Origin of the sequence: Labrys okinawensis, from assembly GCF_047345005.1 — a bacterium.
Classification (GTDB): domain Bacteria; phylum Pseudomonadota; class Alphaproteobacteria; order Rhizobiales; family Labraceae; genus Labrys; species Labrys okinawensis.
This window is the reverse complement of sequence record NZ_CP178864.1, coordinates 3,059,208-3,076,456: the sequence shown is the minus strand read 5'-3', so window position 1 is coordinate 3,076,456 and position 17,249 is coordinate 3,059,208. Positions and strand designations below refer to the sequence as shown.

18 protein-coding genes and 1 tRNA gene are annotated in these 17,249 nt (G+C 62.9%); 6 read left to right on the top strand and 13 right to left on the bottom strand.

Annotation, left to right across the window (positions count from 1 at the left end; genetic code table 11):
- Positions 1-449 precede the first annotated feature (449 nt).
- Complete coding sequence (locus ACMDCR_RS14340; protein ID WP_413993155.1) at positions 450-713, top strand: DUF3253 domain-containing protein; 264 nt, start codon at positions 450-452, stop codon at positions 711-713.
- A 23-nt stretch (positions 714-736) separates the two neighbouring features.
- Here ACMDCR_RS14340 and ACMDCR_RS14335 read toward each other — a convergent pair whose 3' ends face one another.
- Positions 737-1,492 carry a GH25 family lysozyme gene (locus tag ACMDCR_RS14335; RefSeq protein WP_413993154.1) on the bottom strand — a complete coding sequence of 252 codons (756 nt, stop codon included), beginning with the start codon at positions 1,490-1,492 and terminating at the stop codon, positions 737-739.
- A 159-nt stretch (positions 1,493-1,651) separates the two neighbouring features.
- Between ACMDCR_RS14335 and ACMDCR_RS14330 the strand changes: the two genes are divergently transcribed.
- Positions 1,652-2,485 carry a polysaccharide deacetylase family protein gene (locus tag ACMDCR_RS14330; protein WP_413993153.1) on the top strand — a complete coding sequence of 278 codons (834 nt, stop codon included), beginning with the start codon at positions 1,652-1,654 and terminating at the stop codon, positions 2,483-2,485.
- A gap of 317 nt (positions 2,486-2,802) precedes the next feature.
- Here ACMDCR_RS14330 and ACMDCR_RS14325 read toward each other — a convergent pair whose 3' ends face one another.
- Together ACMDCR_RS14325 and ACMDCR_RS14320 are read right to left on the bottom strand one after the other, a co-directional pair.
- Positions 2,803-3,054, bottom strand: coding sequence for a hypothetical protein (locus tag ACMDCR_RS14325; protein WP_413993152.1), 252 nt, complete (start codon positions 3,052-3,054; stop codon positions 2,803-2,805).
- A 350-nt stretch (positions 3,055-3,404) separates the two neighbouring features.
- Positions 3,405-3,489, bottom strand: a tRNA-Leu gene (locus ACMDCR_RS14320).
- Between the two features lie 179 nt (positions 3,490-3,668).
- Here ACMDCR_RS14320 and lipB point away from each other — a divergent pair.
- On the top strand, positions 3,669-4,376 hold the full coding sequence (gene lipB / locus ACMDCR_RS14315) for a lipoyl(octanoyl) transferase LipB (RefSeq protein ID WP_413993151.1): 708 nt from the start codon (positions 3,669-3,671) through the stop codon (positions 4,374-4,376).
- On the opposite strand, the gene ACMDCR_RS14310 is transcribed toward lipB, so the two are convergent.
- The 4 genes from ACMDCR_RS14310 to ACMDCR_RS14295 all read right to left on the bottom strand — a co-directional run bounded on the left by ACMDCR_RS14310 (position 4,360) and on the right by ACMDCR_RS14295 (position 8,933).
- Positions 4,360-4,791 carry a hypothetical protein gene (locus tag ACMDCR_RS14310; RefSeq protein WP_413993150.1) on the bottom strand — a complete coding sequence of 144 codons (432 nt, stop codon included), beginning with the start codon at positions 4,789-4,791 and terminating at the stop codon, positions 4,360-4,362. The two genes, lipB and ACMDCR_RS14310, sit on opposite strands and share 17 nt — an antisense overlap.
- Before the next feature lie 337 nt (positions 4,792-5,128).
- Positions 5,129-5,803, bottom strand: coding sequence for a Crp/Fnr family transcriptional regulator (locus ACMDCR_RS14305; RefSeq protein WP_413993149.1), 675 nt, complete (start codon positions 5,801-5,803; stop codon positions 5,129-5,131).
- A 130-nt stretch (positions 5,804-5,933) separates the two neighbouring features.
- The gene (locus tag ACMDCR_RS14300) at positions 5,934-7,949 is read right to left on the bottom strand and encodes an acetyl-CoA carboxylase biotin carboxylase subunit (RefSeq protein WP_413993617.1); all 2,016 of its coding nucleotides are present in this window, start codon (positions 7,947-7,949) and stop codon (positions 5,934-5,936) included.
- A 153-nt stretch (positions 7,950-8,102) separates the two neighbouring features.
- A complete protein-coding gene (locus tag ACMDCR_RS14295) occupies positions 8,103-8,933 on the bottom strand; it encodes a hypothetical protein (protein ID WP_413993148.1) in 831 nt (276 codons plus the stop codon).
- A gap of 329 nt (positions 8,934-9,262) precedes the next feature.
- Between ACMDCR_RS14295 and ACMDCR_RS14290 the strand changes: the two genes are divergently transcribed.
- A complete protein-coding gene (locus tag ACMDCR_RS14290) occupies positions 9,263-10,210 on the top strand; it encodes a ring-cleaving dioxygenase (protein ID WP_413993147.1) in 948 nt (315 codons plus the stop codon).
- A gap of 137 nt (positions 10,211-10,347) precedes the next feature.
- Complete coding sequence (locus tag ACMDCR_RS14285) at positions 10,348-10,971, top strand: alpha/beta hydrolase (protein WP_413993146.1); 624 nt, start codon at positions 10,348-10,350, stop codon at positions 10,969-10,971.
- A gap of 101 nt (positions 10,972-11,072) precedes the next feature.
- Here ACMDCR_RS14285 and ACMDCR_RS14280 read toward each other — a convergent pair whose 3' ends face one another.
- Positions 11,073-12,605 (bottom strand): acyl-CoA carboxylase subunit beta, encoded by a 1,533-nt coding sequence (locus tag ACMDCR_RS14280; RefSeq protein WP_413993145.1) that lies wholly within the window; start codon positions 12,603-12,605, stop codon positions 11,073-11,075.
- A 187-nt stretch (positions 12,606-12,792) separates the two neighbouring features.
- Between ACMDCR_RS14280 and ACMDCR_RS14275 the strand changes: the two genes are divergently transcribed.
- Positions 12,793-14,076 carry an aminotransferase class I/II-fold pyridoxal phosphate-dependent enzyme gene (locus ACMDCR_RS14275; protein ID WP_413993144.1) on the top strand — a complete coding sequence of 428 codons (1,284 nt, stop codon included), beginning with the start codon at positions 12,793-12,795 and terminating at the stop codon, positions 14,074-14,076.
- 34 nt (positions 14,077-14,110) lie between these two features.
- Here the strand turns inward: ACMDCR_RS14275 and ACMDCR_RS14270 are convergent, their stop codons facing one another.
- The 5 genes from ACMDCR_RS14270 to ACMDCR_RS14250 form a co-directional block, all read right to left on the bottom strand.
- A complete protein-coding gene (locus ACMDCR_RS14270; RefSeq protein ID WP_413993143.1) occupies positions 14,111-14,899 on the bottom strand; it encodes an ATP12 family chaperone protein in 789 nt (262 codons plus the stop codon).
- Positions 14,896-15,576 (bottom strand): HAD family hydrolase, encoded by a 681-nt coding sequence (locus ACMDCR_RS14265; protein ID WP_413993142.1) that lies wholly within the window; start codon positions 15,574-15,576, stop codon positions 14,896-14,898. The genes ACMDCR_RS14270 and ACMDCR_RS14265 overlap by 4 nt, the downstream gene beginning before the upstream one ends.
- A 6-nt stretch (positions 15,577-15,582) precedes the next feature.
- Entirely contained in the window at positions 15,583-16,590 is a 1,008-nt protein-coding gene (locus ACMDCR_RS14260; RefSeq protein WP_413993141.1) for an RluA family pseudouridine synthase, read from the bottom strand.
- 65 nt (positions 16,591-16,655) lie between these two features.
- On the bottom strand, positions 16,656-16,979 hold the full coding sequence (locus ACMDCR_RS14255) for an ArsR/SmtB family transcription factor (protein ID WP_413993140.1): 324 nt from the start codon (positions 16,977-16,979) through the stop codon (positions 16,656-16,658).
- A gap of 21 nt (positions 16,980-17,000) precedes the next feature.
- Entirely contained in the window at positions 17,001-17,222 is a 222-nt protein-coding gene (locus ACMDCR_RS14250; protein ID WP_413993139.1) for a DUF1127 domain-containing protein, read from the bottom strand.
- Positions 17,223-17,249: the final 27 nt, after the last annotated feature.

Sequence of the window (17,249 nt, the reverse complement as noted above, 5' to 3'; positions counted from 1 at the left end):
ATAAATCATAGCAACGGATGAAAGTCAAGAGATGTTCTTTTTATGTGCTTGTGACCAACGGCATGCATCACGGGCGGAGGAGGTCGCGCGGCGTGTTATCGATGGATCTGGTCGCTGACGAGGGGTTTGACCGGGTAACCAGGGGATCGCTTAAAAATGGGCACTACCAGCGCCGCGCCCCTCCTGTAGTCTCAATACCGACATTCCGATTCCGTTATTTTTAGCGACCCTTCAGCCGCCCTCGCCTGACCGGAGGCTGAAGCAAATCGGCACCACCGCTACGGGGACGCTTCCGCCCGCCTTTCTTTCCTGCCCGTAGGGCAAGGCGGCCGGCGCCTGCTGATCCTGATCCCAATGCGGCACACTCCGCCTGTGGGCGAATCGCCCAGGGGACTGTAACGGTCGGCCGGATGGAATGCGCTGCCATATCGGGCGCTCGGGCGGAATTGATGGTCGACAAGGACATACTCGAACAGACGGCCTTGCGGCTGATCACGGCCTTGCCGGTGGGCAAGACATTGGCCCCAGCCGATATCGCGCAGGAGATCGCCGGCAAGGCGTCGGATCAGTGGGGCCCGCTTATGCAGCCCTTGCGTCGCGTGGCCGTGCGCCTCGCCAAGGAGGGTCGCCTGGTGATCTACCGCAAGGGCCAGCCGGCCGATCCCGACGATTTCAAGGGCGTCTATCGGCTCGGCCCGGTGAGGATGGATTGAGGCGGCGATAAGCCGCCACGCCGTCAGTTCGAGGCAACGCTGCCCGTCGCTATGTTCTGCGCCAGGAAGTCCTGCCACTGCTTCTCGGAGCCGGCAAAGGCGTTGCGGTCGACCTTGCCCTTCACGCCGGGCACGGAGCCCGTGGCCGTATACTGCCAGAAGGCCCAGGAGCGATTGCCATAGCGCTGCTCCGGATGGCCCGAGACCGAACGCACCCAGAAGGGATAGTTCTCAAGCTCGCCCGTCAGAATCTGGCGATGGAAGTCGACGGTTGTGTAAATGATTGGCTTCTTGCCATAGAAGCGTTCCATCTCGACCAGGAACTTCCCCATGTCGACATGGATCTTGGCGGCGGGCGGACGCAGCTTGCAGGTCGGAGAAAGCTGGTTCCATTCCATATCGAGGACCGGCGGCAATGCATCCGCCGCCGGCGGCACATGGGTCTTGAACCAGGCGATCTGGTCTTCCACCGGGCGGCAGAAATAATAGAAGTGATAAGCGCCGGTGGGAATGCCAGCCGCGCGAGCGCCGTTCCAATTGGCCTGGAACTGGTCGTCGACGCGATCGCCACCCTCTGTGGCCTTCAGATAGGCGAAGCGAACGCCGCCCTGGGCAGCCGCCTGCCAGTCGATCACGCCCTGATACTTGGACACGTCGATGCCGTGAACAGGGAACTCTTTCGGTCCCGGATAGGCCTGTTCGACGGTCGAGCAGGCACTGACCAACAGGACACCCGCCGCGATCAGACCAAAGCGGACGAGCCGCGAGAGCGATCTCATGGTTACAACCCAATATAAGAGCCGCTACAGGCGGCGTTCCACTACTGGAAATGCACGGTAGACACAGAAGCTTAACCGCTCCTCACTGTCGACAAAAATCTTTGGAGACTCACCAAAGAATCGCCGTTATCAGGCGAATCCTCCCCTCCTACGGTCCAGATGATGAAGCGCGTACTCCTTGCCGCGGCCCTGCTGTGTGCCCCCTCCACTGTTGCCCTGGCTGCCTGCGGCCCCGATTCGGTGGGCGTTTCGCGTGTCCTGCCGGTCGGAACGCTCGGCGGGGGTGAGGTCGGCCTGAAGACTTATCCGCAGACGCTCGCGCTCCAGCCCGGCGAGGTCGTGCTCACTTTCGATGATGGCCCGAGCCCTGGCCATACCGAAAAAGTGCTGGATGCGCTGGCCGCCCAATGCGTGAAGGCGACCTTCTTCATGATCGGCCGCAATGCCGCCGGCGCCCCTGCCCTCGCCGCGCGCGTGGCCAGGGAAGGCCACACCATCGGCTACCACTCGATGACCCATCCCACCATGCGCGGCATGGCCTTCGAGAGAGCCAGGGCCGATATCGAGAATGGCTTCCGGGCCGTCGACAAGGCCGTCTTCGGCAAGGCCGGCGAGCGGCCCCACCAGCCCTTCTTTCGCTTTCCCGGCTTTGCCGACACACAGCAACTCGACAACTGGCTGGCTTCGCTCGATGTCGTGATCTTCGGCGCCGACCAATGGGCGAGCGACTGGGAACCTGAAAGCCCGGACGCCGAATTGGAGTTGATCCTCGCACGTCTGGAGAAGTCGAAGGGCGGCATCGTGCTGCTGCATGACATCCAGCCGCGGACCGTGGCAATGCTGCCGCAATTCCTGCAAGAACTGAAGAAGCGGGGGTTCCGTATCGTGCAGATCGTGCCCGGCCCTGGCCCGGTGGAGACCCGGCCGGCGCCCCCGGGATGGACGTCGGAAACCAACCGGATCATCGACAGGCGGCGCGCCAGGCAGCACTGAAGGGCGGCGGCGGACGACAAACAAGGCGAATCCGCCCCGCAAAACATCAGGCTGATTCACTGCCGGGCATCGGTCCAGTCAGGCGGGGACCTGGGGCCTACCGGTTATTGGCTTAGCAGCCTCTCTACGGTGATGTACTTATCGTGGACTTTATCGTCCTTGAATAAAAATTGCGTGTCTGGATATACTGACAAGTAATTGCTGTCGGTATCCTTGGTCTCTTGTAAGATCGTACCAGAGCTCAACTTATAGATCTTCTTGCACTTGACTTCATTCATACTCTGAAGCTTGGATTTCCAATTCATGTCGGAGCAAACTTAGTTCCCGCTCACTGTCCATTTGCCAACGCCGATCTCCTCCGCATGCGATATCAAGACGTAACCCGTGACTGTTCCATCAGGAGAGAAGAACATCCCCCCAAGATCCAATCCAACTGTATATCCGGAGTATCTGTCGATAACCTGGTGGCTCGAGAATGGCTCCACGCCGTTCGGTAAGACTTTACCTGCTACTGCTGCAGGAACCGTTGCTGCCAATGATACCAAGATTGCCAAAGCTGCGGTTTTCATCTCTTCTTTCCTTCGTTAGATCCCAGCCTTCCCGTGCATTTTCATGAACTGAGGAACCTGTGATGCTCGGAGAAAGGCGAAGATGCTCTCTGAGGCTATGCGGTAGAACTGGACGCGACGTTCTCTCTTATTGTCGGCTTGCAAGGGCACATCGCACGATACGCGATCGAGTGCGAAACTGGAGCTCAACTATAGATTGTTCCAATCATATATTATATCTTGAAGCGAGCATTTCTTAGGGATGGCGATTGGGCTAACCCCTCGCCACCCATGCTCACGAGCAGACATCCGCGCGCCAAAAACAAAAGGCGACCCGTCATCGGATCGCCTTTTGGAGCATCGCTCGAAGATGGTGCGGTCAAGAGGACTCGAACCTCCACTGGTTGCCCAACTAGCACCTCAAGCTAGCGCGTCTACCAATTCCGCCATGACCGCGGGTGCTACACGAGGCCGGCCCGAAGCGCGGTGCCCTTGTGAAGCGGCGCATCGTCTAACAGATCGGTCCCGGGGCAGCAAGGGCAATCGCGGATTTTCTTGCATTACCGTGACAACCCTTGTCGAAGGTCCAGAATACACCGATATGAGGGCTTCCTGCCCCCGTGGACCAGACTTTCGTGACCAGCCGCAACGCGCTCGACAGCATCTTCCTGCCCCTTGGCGATTCTCCTCCCGTCGAATGGCAGATCCTGCCCGGCCTGCTTCCTTATGCGGAAACCGTGGCGGCGATGGAGGAGCGGGCGGCTGCCATCGCCGACGGCGAGGCGGGCGAATCCGTCTGGCTGCTGGAGCACCCCGCCCTCTACACGGCCGGCACCTCGGCACGGCGCGAGGACCTGGTGGCGCCGCACCGTTTCCCGGTGCATGAGAGCGGGCGCGGCGGCCAATATACCTATCATGGCCCGGGCCAGCGCGTGGCCTATGTCATGCTCGATCTCAAGCGCCGCAGGCAGGATGTACGCCTGTTGGTGGCGGCGCTGGAAGCATGGCTGATCGGAACGCTCTGGGCTTTCCATGTGCGCGGCGAACGGCGCGACGATCGTGTCGGCGTCTGGGTGCGTCGGCCCGAGCGTGGAGATGGCGCCGAGGACAAGATCGCCGCCATCGGCATCCGCCTGCGGCGCTGGGTGTCCTTTCACGGCATCGCCATCAATGTCGAGCCGAATCTGGAGCATTTCTCCGGCATCGTGCCCTGCGGCGTGCGCGACCATGGCGTGACCAGCCTGGTCGATCTCGGCCTGCCCGTGACGATGGAAGATGTCGATATCGCCCTGCGCTCGGCCTTCGAGCCGATCTTCGGGCCGGTGCTTACCAGGTCGCCCTGACAGTCGAGGCGAGGCCGTTGCCTGGGATGATGGCAAGGGCGATCAGCCAGCCGATCATCGGGCCGCTGAACAGGCCGAAGGTCGCCAAAGTCTGCTGCCAGGAGGCGAGTGCCTCTGGATTCAGGAAGAAGATCGCACCAGCCACGGCCAGGAGATAAAGGCCGAGGAAGATCGGGATCACGAAGCCCGACCAGCCGAAATCATGCAACCGCTTGCGCGACAGGCAAAGCGCCGACCAGGCGATGGCGGCCATGAAGACAAAGGAGCCGAGACCGAAAGGGCCGCCCCAGCCATGCATCCCGTGATGAATGCCAAGCGCGGCCAGGGCGAGCAGCAGCACGCCGATCGAAAAGGCGCCCCGATCGACCGATCCGTTCGGCGAGAACAGCAAACGCAGGATGACGACTGACAGCATTGTCCTGACAACCCGGTTAAACCAAGCTGATTTTATCTTTAACATCGAGGGGTTAACGCGGCGTTTCAATGCGGAGAGTCAACTTTCTTTCCCGGGTGCGCGGACGTCCCGTCGGCTCTTGGAAGCGCGATGGTCAAGGATACAGGCGAGACGTCTGCGATCCCGGGAACGCTTCTTTGGCCGGTACAGACTGGCCAAAGGGCATTGTTCCACTGTGCGCGGACGAACGAATCTTTCGTGGAACCGCAGACGCCTTGCCCATCTTGGGAAACGTAGCGCTTCCAAGAGCGGACGGGACGTCCGCGCACCCGGGATAAACCCGCGATCCCAGGAAGGCCTACAGCCGCCCCGTCGCCACGCGCATCTTGTCGGCCAGCCCCCCGCCAATGCGCCGGTAGAGTGCGTGCGCGATCTGCTCGTCGCGTTTGCACAGCGTCTTCAGCTTTTCCTGGTCGAAGGCAAGCACGCGCACCGCTTCCTCCGTCGTCACGGTCGCCGTCGCAGCGACGCCGGTGGCGAACGAGACATCGCCCACAAAGGCCCCGGCCCCGACATGGGCGACGAGTTGGTCCTTGACGCGCACCTCCGTCTGGCCCTCGCAGATGAAGGTCAGCTCGCGCACCGGCTCGGTCTCGATGGTCATCACGGTCCCGGCCGGCAGCGTGCGCCATTGGGCGGTGCGCAGCAGTTGGGCGACCTGGGCCTTGTCGAGATCGCCGACGATCGGCTTGATGAAGGCCTTCTGGTCATCCGAAAGTTTCAGGCTGAAGCGATCGCGCAGGAGAACGCCGAGCTGTACGAGATTGATCAGAATGAAGGCGCTATCCCAGGCGATGCTGGGCCAGACCGCCGAGCCGCTGAACAGGAAATAGAAGATCTCGAAGCCGATGCCGACCACGGCCGCCAGACGCAGCCAGAAGATATTGGTGAGCAGATAGGAAATGGCGATGATGGTGTAAGCGATATGCCCCGGGACAGCCGCCCAGCTGAAAAACTGATCCCATATGCTCAAGGCACGGCTCCATTGGTGGGGATTGCCGGATGGTGGGAAAGCGCCACCTTGGAGTGGCGGTCTCCGCCTACCAACCTTGAAGCACCGTGCTTGCCGGACATGTGGATGGCGGTCGGAGACCGCCACTCCCTTATACGAATTCCATGATCACGGCATCCACCGCCAGCGTATCGCCTGATTTCACCCGGATCTTCTTTACGGTGGCATCGCGCTCGGCGCGCAGGACATTCTCCATCTTCATGGCCTCGACCACGCAGAGCGCCTCGCCCGCCTTGACCTCCTGGCCCTCCCTCACCTCAATGGCACGCACCAGGCCTGGCATGGGGCAGAGCAAAGCGGTGGAGAGCGCGGCATTGGTCTTGACCGGCATCAGCCGCGCCAGCTCGGCCTCGCGCCCGGTATAGACGCGGACATCGGCTACTGCACCGCGGTGGGCGAGGACGACTCCATTGGGGATGGGGCGCACCAGCATGGATACGGGTTCGCCATCGATCTGCCCGGTCCAAACCGGCTGGCCAGGCTTCCAGTCCGAACTCAGAATGACGAGCCGCCCTGGCGAACCTTCCACAGTGAGGAAAGTCACCTGCATCTCACCACGTGCCTCGTCCACCTCGACGGTGAACGATTCCTGCCCGAGCACCGCAACCCGCGTGCGGTCGAAGATCACGGCCCGCCCGACCATCTGCCCGCTGATCTGCCGTTTGCGCTGGTTCTGCAAGTGGTCGATCATCGTGGCCACTGCAGCGAGGCGATCGGCCACCACCCCCTTCGGGGCCGGCGGCGCAAAACCGCTCGGAAACTCCTCGGCGATGAAGGCTGTGGAAAGCCGCCCCTCCATCCAGCGCGGATGCTCCATCAGCGCCGAGAGGAAGGGGATATTGTGTCGGATGCCCTCGATGGCAAAACTATCGAGCGCATCCGACATCGCGGCGATCGCGCCCGCCCTTGTCGGCGCGTGGGTGCAGAGCTTGGCGATCATCGGGTCATAATGGATCGAGATCTCGCCTCCCTCGAAAACGCCGGTGTCGTTGCGGACGGTGACGCCCTTGTCGCGCCGCTCGGCCGGCGGACGGTATTGGGTAAGGCGCCCGATCGACGGCAGGAAGCTGCGCACGGGGTCCTCGGCGTAAACGCGCGATTCCACCGCCCAGCCGTCGAGCGTGATGTCGGACTGCTTGAGCGCCAGCTTCTCTCCGGCCGCCACGCGGAACATCTGTTCGACGAGGTCGATCCCGGTGACCAGCTCGGTGACAGGATGCTCCACCTGCAGGCGGGTGTTCATCTCGAGGAAGTAGAAACTCCTGTCCTGGCCGGCGACGAACTCCACGGTGCCAGCGGAATCATAGTTCACGGCCCTGGCGAGAGCCACCGCCTGCGCGCCCATGCGCGCCCGCGTCTCCGCGTCCAGCAAGGGCGACGGCGCTTCCTCGATGACCTTCTGGTTACGGCGCTGGATCGAGCATTCGCGTTCACCGAGGTGAATGACATTGCCGTGCTTGTCGCCGAGGACCTGGATCTCGATATGGCGTGGCTCGACGATGAACTTCTCGACGAAGACGCGATCATCGCCGAAGGAGGCCTTCGCCTCGGACCGTGCCAGGCGGAAGCCCTCCTCCACCTCGCCGGCCGAATAGGCGATGCGCATGCCCTTGCCGCCGCCGCCGGCGGAGGCCTTGATCATCACGGGGTAACCGATCTCGTCGGCAATGCGGATGGCCGCCTTGCCGTCCTCGATGATTCCGAGATGGCCGGGCACGGTGGAAACGCCAGCGGCGGCCGCGGCCTTCTTGGATTCGATCTTGTCGCCCATTGCCGCGATGGCATGCGGATTGGGGCCCACGAAGATGATGCCGGCCTCCTGCAGGGCCGTGGCGAAGGCCTCGCGCTCGGACAGGAAACCATAGCCTGGATGCACGGCATCGGCCCCGGTCTGACGGCAGGCGGCGATGATCTTGTCGATGCGCAAATAGGATTCGGCGGCTGCCGGCGGTCCGATAGACACGGCCTCGTCAGCCATTTCGACGTGGAGGGCGTCGCGGTCGGCATCCGAATAGACGGCAACGGTGGCGATGCCCATGCGGCGGGCTGTCTTGATGATCCGGCAGGCGATCTCGCCGCGATTGGCGATCAGAACTTTCGAGAACATGCCGGCGACCACCTGAAATGCCACGGAAACGTCCGTTCACGGCGTCTCACAGTTTTCACCCGCGCGCAATGAGTCGTACCCCGCGGGAGGTCGACGTGAACAAAAATGCCGGCCCCAGGGGCCGGCAAATCGCTCGGTTCAGATATATCGTCCTCAGATCATCTGGCAGATCGACTTGTCCCAATTGTTGGTCGCCGCCATCTGGCGAGGATCGACCAAGGCAAGCAGCGCGCGCTCGGCGCGGCTGACGATTCCGTCATGCTGGATGCGGCGGCTGAGCCAGGCGCTGTCGTGGTCGTCGAGCTTTACAGGCGTCGAGATCGACAGGCCATGCGTATCGTTGGTGGCAAGCAGATGGGCCTGGATCGCCTCGGCGAACAGGCCGTCCCAAGCCGGATCGTTGGTGCCGGTGCAGCCTTCGGCCATCTCGAACAGGATATCGGCTTCCGGGCGCGAGATGATGCGCCGCTTGTCGCCCCTGGCGACCTGCAGCAGCCGTGCGAGGTTCGTGAGATCCCGGGCATCGACCACGCGCGAGAAGTGAATGCGGCCGAGCGCCGCTGGCCCCTCACCCGTCATGGCCGAGTGCTGGATCTGGTGCAGCGCAAAACTTGCAAGATCGGCGGGCACGCTGCCGGCCGTCTCGATCAGCTTGATCAGCAGTTCAAGCTCGGCGACATTGGCCACCAGCCCCTCGCCGCCATCCAGCATCGAGAGCAGCCACGCGCCCTGCTCCCTCGAAATGCCGCCCTTGGGCTCGCCATTCTCAAGGACATAGGCCGTCAGCATGTCTTCGAAGAGAGCATTGAAGCTGGGGTTGCGGCCTGCCAGCCTGCCCTGAAGGGCGAAGAGGGCGTCGGCGTCGGCGGCCTGAAGCGGCTCGCCGCCTTGCCAACGCCGGCGCATTTGCCCGATTTCGAATTCCTCGATCGCACCGCGCTCCAAAGCGGGCTGCACCAGGGTTGCGATTGGTGACGTCACCATTGGTCTAGCCTTGCAAATGTTTGCGCCAAATCCCCCGGCGCCTCATGAGGCCACTTTGAGCCTGCATCACTCAAAGCTGCGTTAATGGAGGACTCTATCGAGAGGAGGTGGCCAAAGAATGTGCATTTTGCCACAAAGCTGTGGCATTGCCGCGATGCAAACCAGTCTTGCACATCTTTGCATGTCTGCAAGAATCTCTATTTTAGCGCCAACGAAGTGAGCGGAGATCAGCCGTCAGCTCCACGCTTCATCTGTTTGATATAGATAGATTTTTGCAAGAATCCGGAATTCTCCGGGTTTGCAGGGCGGCAAGCTGAAAGGCAGCTTCCATGAGCGACACCATCTCCACCGGCATCCATAGCGCCGGGATTCACCATATTACTGCAATTACGGCCGATGGCCGTGCCAACATCCGCTTCTATCGCGACGTGCTTGGCCTGCGCCTGGTCAAGCGGACCGTCAATTTCGACGATCCCACAGCCCATCACCTCTACTTCGGCGATGCCACCGGCAGGCCGGGCACCATCCTGACCTTCTTCGCCTGGGCTGGCGCCAACCGTGGCAAGCCTGGCACCGGCGAGGCGCAGGCCGTGGCCTTCCGCGTTCCCGAGGGATCGCTGGGCTGGTGGCGTGGGCACCTTGCCAGCATGGGCATGGCCTATGAGGAGGCCAAGCGCTTCGGCGAGGAACTGATTGCCCTCTCCGACCCGGATGGCATTCGCCTTGAACTCGTCGCCGCCGGCAAGCCGGAGGGCGAGAACTGGACGGGCAATCCAATCCCGGTCGAGTATGCAGTCGCTGGTTTCCACGGCGTGACGCTGCATGTTTCGGCCGAGGAAGGTACCGCCAAGGTTCTTACCGACGTGTTCGGCTTCACGCCTGCCGGCAAGGAAGATAAGGTCAGCCGCTACAGCAAGGCGGATGATGTCATCGGCAGCCATGTCGACGTCATCGTCGATGCCTCGCGTATCAGGCCGTCCATGGGCGCCGGCTCGATCCATCATGTCGCCTTTCGGGCGGCCGGTGATGCCGAGCAGCAAGCCTTGGTCGAGGCCCTTTATGCAATGCATGTCGCCACCACGGAACAGAAGGATAGGAACTATTTCCGCTCCGTCTATTTCCGCGAGCCCGGCGGCACCATCTTCGAGATCGCCACCGACGATCCTGGCTTTGCGGTGGACGAAAGCGTCGACACCCTGGGCACCGTGCTCAAGCTGCCGGCACAGTACGAAGCCTATCGCAGCCAGATCGAAGCGGCTCTGCCGGATATCGACTGACTAACCTGGGAGCGCGGACATCCTGTCCGCTCTTGAACCGTAGTGCATGCGGTTGAGATGCTGACTGAGACGTCCGCGCCTCCTTCCCGACCTTCAATGTTTCAGGAGCGGACAAGACGTCCGCGCTCCCAGCAGCCATGACTCTCTCCCACATCCATCGTTTCGAACCGGGCCCCAACTCCAGGTCCCTATTGCTCCTGCACGGCACGGGCGGCGACGAGCACGACCTCATCGACCTCGGCCGCACCATCGCACCGGGCGCTCCGCTGCTTTCGCCACGCGGCCAAGTTCGGGAAGGCCCGGCCAACCGCTTCTTCCGCCGAATGGCGGAGGGCGTGTTCGACATTCCCGATCTCAAGGCCCGCACGCAGGCGCTCGGCGACTTCGTGGCGGAGGCAGGCAAGACCTATGGCATCGAGCCGCCGGTCGCCCTCGGCTTTTCGAATGGTGCGAATATCGCTGCCTCGCTGCTGCTGCTTCGCTCGGAGGTGCTGTCCGGCGCCATCCTGATGCGCGCCACCCTGCCCTTCGAGCCCGTCAGCCTGCCGGACCTTGCCGGCAAGCCGGTGCTGATCCTCTCCGGCCAGTCGGATCCGATGGCGCCGGCCTCCAAGGAACTGGCGGCGGTGTTGCGCCAGGCGGGCGGCAACGTCAGGCATGAGGTGCTGCCCGCCGGGCATGGGCTGATCCAGCAGGACTTGATACTGGCGCGGGACTGGTGGACGGAATCCGGGAGCGCGGACGCCCTCGTCCGCTCTTGAAGCGTAACGCCCTCGGGACTTGCGATGGCCGGAATTGAGGCTCCCGCATACCCTCAAACGGCACCGCTTCAAGACCAGACGGGACGTCCGCGCTCCCTGCATCACAATGGTATGTTGTCGTGCTTCTTCCTCGGTGCCTCGACATGCTTGTTGCGCAGCATGGAAAGCGCCCGCGCCACGCGCTTGCGGGTCTGCGAGGGCTGGATCACCTCATCGACATAGCCACGCTCGGCCGCCACGAAGGGCGAGAGGAAGCGGTCCTCGTAGCGCTTGACGTGGTCGGCGATCTTTTCCGGGTCGGCCATGTCCTGGCGGAAGATGATTTCGACGGCGCCCTTTGCACCCATCACCGCGATCTGAGCCGTCGGCCAGGCATAGTTCACGTCGGCCCCGACATGCTTGGAGGCCATCACGTCATAGGCGCCGCCATAGGCCTTGCGCGTGATGATGGTTACCAGCGGCACGCTGGCCTGCGAGTAGGCGAACAGCAGCTTGGCGCCGTGCTTGATCAGCCCGCCATATTCCTGCGCCGTGCCGGGCAGGAAGCCGGGCACGTCGACCAGGGTCACGATCGGGATCTCGAAGGCGTTGCAGAAGCGCACGAAGCGTGCGCCCTTGCGGCTGGCGTCGGAATCGAGCACGCCCGCCAGCACCATCGGCTGGTTGGCGACGATGCCGACCGTGCGTCCGGCGATGCGCGCAAAGCCCGTGATGATGTTGCGCGCGAACTTCTCCTGGATTTCGAAGAAATCACCTTCGTCCGCCAATTTGGTGACAAGCTCCTTCATGTCGTAAGGCTTGTTCGGATTGTCGGGTACCAGCGTATCGAGCGAAGGCTCCAGGCGCTCGGCATCGTCGAAGGACGGCAGCTCCGGCGGCCCCTCGCAATTGTTGGCCGGCAGGAAATCGATCAGCCGGCGCATCTGCAGCAGCGCCTCGACATCGTTCTCATAGGCGCCGTCGGCGACCGAGGAGCGCACGGCATGCACGGAAGCGCCGCCGAGTTCCTCGGCGGTGACGCTCTCATTCGTCACCGTCTTGGTCACGTCGGGGCCGGTGACGAACATGTAGCTGGTATCCTTCACCATGAAGATGAAGTCGGTCATCGCCGGCGAATAGACATCGCCCCCGGCGCAGGGGCCCATGATCAGCGAGATCTGCGGGATGACGCCCGAGGCCAGCACATTGCGGCGGAAGACCTCGCCATAACCGCCGAGCGCCGCCACGCCTTCCTGGATGCGGGCGCCGCCGGCGTCGAACAGGCCGATGATAGGGGCGCGGTTCTTGAGCGCCATGTCCTGGATCTTATTGATCTTGGCCGCATGCGTCTCCGACAGCGAGCCGCCAAACACGGTAAAGTCCTTGGCGAAGACGAAGATCTTGCGCCCGTTCACCGTGCCCCAGCCGGTCACCACACCGTCGCCGGCGATATGGGTGCTGCTCATGCCAAAATCGACGGCGCGGTGCTCCACGAAGGCGTCGAACTCCTCGAAGGAACCAGCATCGAGCAACAGCTCCAGGCGCTCGCGGGCGGTGAGCTTGCCCTTGTCATGTTGGGCGGCGATGCGCTTCTCGCCACCCCCCAGCTGGGCCTGGGCGCGGCGAGTTTCGAGTTCAGCCAGGATATGCTTCATGAACGGCGTTTCCTGCGGCTCATTGTGACAAATGCCGCTTGTCATCCATAAGCCGTGATTCTGAAAATTTCATCGATTTTGCGCGAGGCAATCCGGTGAAGCTGTGGAGGGGTAACCCGCTTTCCGCTTGAACCGCCCGGGTCGGCGCTGTAGTCCCGCACGGCAGCAATCAGGAACGGAAGCTCCCATGTCGACTTTGGCCCGGATGGACGCGCAGGCCCTCTCTGCCCTGTACCGCGATCTCACGCGCGACTATGAGGCGCTCAAGGGCCGCAAACTCTCGCTCGACATGACTCGTGGCAAGCCAGCGCCCGAGCAGCTCGATCTTGCCAGCGGCATGCTGGCGCTGCCCGGCAACCGCGACCACATCACGGAGTCCGGCGAGGATGCCCGCAATTATGGCGGCCTGCAGGGCCTTGCCGAAGTGCGCGCTTTGTTCGCGCCGGTGCTTGGCGCGCCAGCGGCGCAGATCGTGGTCGGCAACAATTCGAGCCTGGCCATGATGCATGACTTCCTGGTCTACGCGCTCCTGCGCGGCGTGCCCGGCGGCGGCAAGCCCTGGTCGAAGGAAGAGGAGATCGCCATCCTCTGCCCGGTGCCAGGCTATGACCGGCATTTCGCCCTCGCCGAATCCTTCGGTATCAAGCTCATTCCTGTGCCGCTCACAGGCAACGGTCCCGACATGGATGAAGTCGAGCGTCTGGTAGCCGATGCAAGGGTCAAGGCGATCTGGTGCGTGCCGCAATATTCCAACCCGAGCGGCGAAACCTATGGCAGCGAGACGGTGGAGCGTCTGGCGCGCATGAAGACCGGCGTGAGCGATTTCCGCATCCTGTGGGACAACGCCTATGCGTTGCATCACCTCGGCGACGAGCGCCCGCATCTGCGCAATATCCTCGATGCCTGCAGTGAGGCCGGCAATGCCGACCGCCCGATCATCTTCGCCTCGACCTCGAAGGTCACGCTGGCCGGCGCAGGCCTCGCTTTCCTGGCGGGCTCCCCCGCCAATGTGCGCTGGTATCTCGACAGCGCCGGCAAGCGCACGATCGGCCCCGACAAGCTCAACCAGCTGCGCCATGTCCGCTTCCTCAAGGACCTCAAGGGCATCCATGATCATATGGAGAAGCATCGCAGCCTGATCGCGCCGAAATTCGCGGCGGTGGAAGCGGCTTTCGAGAACCGTCTGGCGCCCTACGGATTTGCAAGCTGGACGAAGCCGGCCGGTGGCTACTTCATCATTCTCGATGTGATGGAGGGCACCGCGAGCCGTGTCGTAGCTCTCGCCAAGGCAGCTGGGCTCGCACTCACGCCGGCTGGCTCCACCCATCCCTATGGCAAGGACCCGCTGGACAGGACACTGCGCATCGCGCCGACCTATCCGAGCCTTGCAGAGGTGAGGCAGGCTGCGGACGCCGTTGCACTTTGCGTCTTGCTGGCAGCCTGCGAGAAGCGCCTCGCCAGCGAAGGGTGAGTGCCGGCGGCGCGGATATCCGCGCTGCCGGGGATTACCGAAGCATCGCCAGCAACCGCGACGCTGCTTCCATCTCGCGCCAGCGCCAGGCACGGCGCTGCTGGGCCTCCTCGTCACTGCCCCAAAGCTCGATCTGGTAGTCTTCGTCGACATGCGCGGCCGCCCAGGCCGCTTCCGGCTCGAGATGGCCACGGGCCACCGCAAGCGCCAGCACGACGGACCCGGTGAGCGTTGTAATCACATGGAGACTTGCCAGGCCAAGCTCGTCGAAGGTCGACACGGCCCGGGCGATGGCGGCCAGCGCCTCGGGAGGCTGAGCCTTGTGGATGATGCCCTCGGTGAGAGTCAGCTCGGCCCCGACATTCCGGACACTCCATTCCAGAACGGGGTTCCATGCCTCGTTCTGCCGGCGCACCAGTTCCGCAGGCGTGTCGGCGCGATAGCACAGCAGGTCCGAACCGCCATATTTGGCGATCTCGTCGATCACCGCCTGGCGCGTCTGGCGCACGCCATCGATCGCCGAATTGGCGATGCGTGTCATCGGCATGGCGAAGGGGTCGATATGATCGGCCTGCGCGTTCCACTCCTCAGCCAGCGCCTGCATGATGTCGGATGAGGAAAAGGCCAGCAGCGCCTTGGCAGGTGTGCGGGCCACGCGCCCATCGAGCGCGACGGCAAGAAGTCCATCCTTCTCGACGACATGCGCCTGCTTGTAGAAGCGTTTCGGCAGTTCCGGCTTCATGCCCTTCTGGGCCGAATGCATTGGATCGGGAACCGAACCGTCGCGGAACCAATGGCTGTAGAAATCGCGCTCGTGGTTCATGAGGGTTCCGGCACCTTGAGGGCCTCGACCAGCGGCAGGAGTTCGTCGAAGGTATCGATTATGTGGTCCGCTCCGGCTTCACGCAGTTCCGCCACCGGATGGTTGCCCCAGGACACGCCCACCGTCGCCGCGCCGGCGGCGCGGCCCATCAGGATGTCGAAGCTGGTATCGCCGATCATGATCGCCTGTTCGGGCGGCAGGCCCACCTCGCGCGCCGCCTGCAGCACCATGCCGGGATGGGGCTTTGAGGGTGCCTTGTCGGCGGTCTGGATGGTGGCGAAGACGCCCTTGTTCCAGCCGAAACCGTCGAGAATGCGTTCGACGCCGCGCATGGATTTGCCCGTGGCGATGCCGAGGACGACATCGTGGCGCTGGCGCAGCGTCGCCACCACCTCCGCTGCGCCAGGAAACAGCGGCGGCGCATGGCTGGGGTCATCCACCCGTGAAAGGAAAGCCTCGCGATAATAAGCGGCAGCCTGCTCGATCTCGGCCGCGGTGGTCTCCTCGCCCAGCAATTGACGCACGGCCGGTTCGAGCGACAGCCCGACAATGCTGAGCATCCGGGCCCGCGGCAGCAAGGGGCGGCCGAGGCGCTCGAAAGTATGAACCAGGCAGGCATGGATCAGATGCTGGCTGTCGAGCAGAGTGCCATCGACATCGAACAGGACGAGTTTCACTTGGGCTTAATCCTCCGGCGCATCGACGATGGGGTCATAGGCAGAGGCATCGAAGCCGAGAATATCGAAGCTCTGGCGCATGTGGGGCGGTAGCGGCGCGGTGACATCGAGGGTGCCGCCGCGCGGGTGCGGCAAGGTGATCCGGCGTGCATGCAGATGCAGCTTCTTCGGCAGCTCTTCGGGGATGTTCTCCATCGCCTCGCCATATTTGGGATCGCCGATGATCGGGTGACCGATGTGGGCGGTGTGGGCGCGCAACTGATGGGTGCGGCCGGTGACGGGCTTGAGCGACAACCAGGACACGGAATTGGCGGCCCGGTCTACAAGCGAATAATAGGTGATCGAATGCACGGCTTCCTCGTCGCCATGCTTCATCACGCGCACCTTCTCGCCATCCATGCCAAGTTGCTTGGAAAGAAAGAGTGAGATGCGCCCTTGCTTGGGCGAGGGCACGCCCTTCACCAGCGCCCAGTAGATCTTGCGGGCCGAGCGGGTACGGAAAATGGCGCCGAGTTCGGAAGCGGCCTTGCGGGTCTTGGCGAGCACCAGCACACCGGAGGTATCGCGGTCGAGACGATGGACGAGACGCGGCTTCTCGCCATCGGGGCCAGCCAGGGCCGCCAGCATGCCGTCGACATGGCGCTCGGTGCCCGAACCGCCCTGCACGGCAAGGCCATGCGGCTTGTTGATCACCAGCACGTCCTTGTCCTCATGCAGGATCAGCGAGCGGATGAACTCGGCATCCTTCTCGGCCTGCGCCGAACGCTTTGTAGCAATATGGGGATTGGATGCGCCCTGCTCGGATTTCGGCAGGGGCGGCACGCGGATGCTCTGGTTCTTGGCCAAGCGATCATTGGTCTTGGCTCGCCCGCCGTCGACACGGACCTGGCCCGAGCGCAGCAGCTTCTGCAGATGGCCGAAGGCGAGGTCCGGGAAATGCGTCTTGAACCAGCGGTCGAGACGCATGCCGTCCTCATCAGCAGTGACGATACGGGTTTCGACCAGGAAGGACATTAAGATTCCGAAGCGCAATGAAAGGGATCGCGTCCCTATAAAGCAGAGAGACCGGCCTGTCTGCTTCAAATCGCCAGTTCGACCCCAGGCAGGCCTTCGCAGCAATCCGTAACGAAGAAGGTGACGAAGGCCGTGGCTCGGCCCGCGGCGATGCGGCAGCGCTGCACCCGGCCCTGGCGCTCCTGCGTCATCAATCCCGCCGCCAGAAGCTGGGCAATGTGATGGGCAAGGGTCGATTTGGGAATACCGAGCTGACGCTGGATCTCGCCGACCGCCAGCCCCTCGCCGCCGGCCTTGATGAGGAGTTGAAAGATCTGCAGGCGGTGTGGATGGCCAAGTTCTGCCATGCAACGCGCTGCATCCTCGAAGGCCATGTCCATCATCGCCATTGGCGTGCCACCGTTCCCTGTTCAGGGAGCGTAATGCGTTCCCCTCACGACTCTGAGCGACGGCTGCCCCCGCTGTCCGGTCGCGCCAGCCTCCGCGCTGCCGAACAGGCTGGGGATTTCGCTGCGGTCGACACCGATATCGCTCAGCACCCGATCGCTCAGGCCATCGAAATATCGAATATTGGCTTGGCGTTCGCGTTGCGCAAGCAACTCGTCGAAAATATGCCGGATACGCTCAAACATGGTCGCCTCCTGAATATCACCATAGTT